The organism is Phenylobacterium sp. (genome assembly GCF_031412415.1).
GTDB lineage: Bacteria > Pseudomonadota > Alphaproteobacteria > Caulobacterales > Caulobacteraceae > Phenylobacterium.
Genome location: NZ_JANOCX010000025.1, coordinates 1 through 1,906, shown reverse-complemented (window position 1 = coordinate 1,906; position 1,906 = coordinate 1). Strand labels below are relative to the sequence as shown.

At 67.6% G+C, this 1,906-nt stretch carries 2 protein-coding genes; one reads left to right on the top strand and one right to left on the bottom strand.

Going from position 1 to position 1,906, the window contains the following annotated elements; translation table 11 throughout:
* Positions 1-87 precede the first annotated feature (87 nt).
* Positions 88-1,095: a thioredoxin-disulfide reductase gene (gene trxB, locus RMO04_RS01230; RefSeq protein WP_309642977.1), complete on the bottom strand. Its 1,008-nt coding sequence runs from the start codon at positions 1,093-1,095 to the stop codon at positions 88-90.
* A 114-nt stretch (positions 1,096-1,209) separates the two neighbouring features.
* Here trxB and RMO04_RS01225 point away from each other — a divergent pair.
* Positions 1,210-1,906, top strand: a 697-nt coding sequence (locus RMO04_RS01225) for an N-acetylneuraminate synthase family protein (protein ID WP_309642976.1), incomplete at its 3' end; no start/stop codon positions are given.

Here is a 1,906-nt window from a genome sequence, read left to right as displayed (position 1 = left end):
CGACCGCCTCGCACGATCAGGTTGGTCATGGGCGCGCGCGGCCTCGTCTAGGTTGGAATGTCAGCGAACTTAGCGGCTGGCGGGCGCTCACCAAGCGCCGATTTTCTCGGCCTCGTGGTGGCTGATCGGGTGGTGCGCCTTTTCGTGGTCTTCCTCGGCCAGCAGGCGGACGGCATCCAGCGCGGCCATGCAGCCCATGCCCGCGGCGGTGACCGCCTGGCGGTAGATGTCGTCGGTGACATCGCCGGCGGCGAAGACGCCCGGAATGGCCGTGGAGGCGGTCCCGGCCTTCACGTCGAGATAGCCCGAGGCGTCCATTTCAAGCTGGCCCTTGAACAGTTCCGAGGCCGGGGCGTGGCCGATGGCGATGAACACGCCGTCGGCGGCGAGCTCACGCGTGTCGCCGGTCTTGACGTTCTTCAGCCGTACGCCGGTGACGCTAGCCGGATCGGCGGAGCCCAGGACCTCGTCGATCCCGTGTTCCCAGATCACCTCGATCTTGGGATGGGCGAACAGGCGCTCCTGCAGGATCTTCTCGGCGCGGAACTCGTCGCGGCGATGGACGACGGTGACCTTGCTGGCGAAGTTGGTGAGGAACAGGGCCTCCTCCACGGCGGTGTTGCCGCCGCCGACCACCACGACCTCCTTGCCGCGATAGAAGAAGCCGTCGCAGGTGGCGCAGGCCGAGACGCCGAAGCCCTGGAATTTCTGCTCGCTGTCCAGGCCCAGCCACTTGGCCTGTGCGCCGGTGGCGATGATTAGGGTCTCGGCCAGCCAGACGTCGCCTGAGTCGCACTCCAGCCGGAACGGGCGCTGCGACAGGTCGGCCTTCAGCACGATGTCGTTGATGATCTCGGTCCCGACGTGCGCCGCCTGGGCCTGCATCTGCTCCATGAGCCAGGGGCCCTGGATGACGTCGGCGAAGCCCGGATAGTTCTCCACGTCGGTGGTGATGGTCAGCTGGCCGCCCGGCTGGATGCCGGCGATCAGCACCGGGTTCAGCAAGGCGCGGGCGGCATAGATGGCGGCGGTGTAGCCGGCCGGGCCGGAACCCAGGATCAGGCAGCGGGTGGTGCGGGGAGCGTTCTGCGACATCGCGTCTATGTAGGTGAGATTCTGGCGCGTTGCGACTGGCGCCGGGCGCGGTTGGTTAACGCAGCCTTCAAGGGGTGTATCTATCGTACCGGGAACGAAGGCCGAGTCCTGTACATGTCACACACCCCCGAGATCGAAATCGCCGGCCGCAAGATCGGTCCAGGCCATGAGCCCTATGTCATCTGCGAGCTGTCGGGGAACCACAATGGGAGCCTGGACCGGGCCCTGCTGATGGTCGACGCCGCGGCGGCGACCGGCTGTGACGCCATCAAGATCCAGACCTACACCGCCGACACCATCACCATGGATGTCGACCGGCCCGAGTTCCATATCCACGGCGGGCTTTGGGACGGGCGCAGCCTCTACGAGCTTTACCAGGAAGCCCACACGCCCTTCGAATGGCACGCGGCGATCTTCGAGCGCGCCCGCAAGGCCGGCGTGACGATCTTCTCCAGCCCCTTCGACGAAACGGCGGTGGACCTGCTCGCGGGCCTGGACGCACCGGCCTACAAGATCGCCTCGTTCGAGGCCGTGGACCTGCCGCTGATCCGCTACGCCGCGGCCAAGGGCAAGCCGCTGATCATCTCCACCGGCATGGCCAACCAGGCCGAAATGGCCGCCGCCCGCGACGCGGCCCTGGCGGCCGGTGCGCCGGGCGTGGTGCTTCTGCACTGCGTCTCCAGCTATCCCGCCACCTTCGAGGACGCCAATGTCCGCACGGTCACCGACATGGCGGCCCGGTTCGAGAGCCCCATTGGCCTGTCGGACCACACGCCGGGCACCGCGGCCTCCGTGGCGGCCGTCGCCATGG

What these genes read in the sequence shown, in the direction of transcription:
- trxB (WP_309642977.1), bottom strand. Translation starts at nt 1,095, where the DNA reads ATGTCGCAGAACGCTCCCCGCACCACCCGCTGCCTGATCCTGGGTTCC.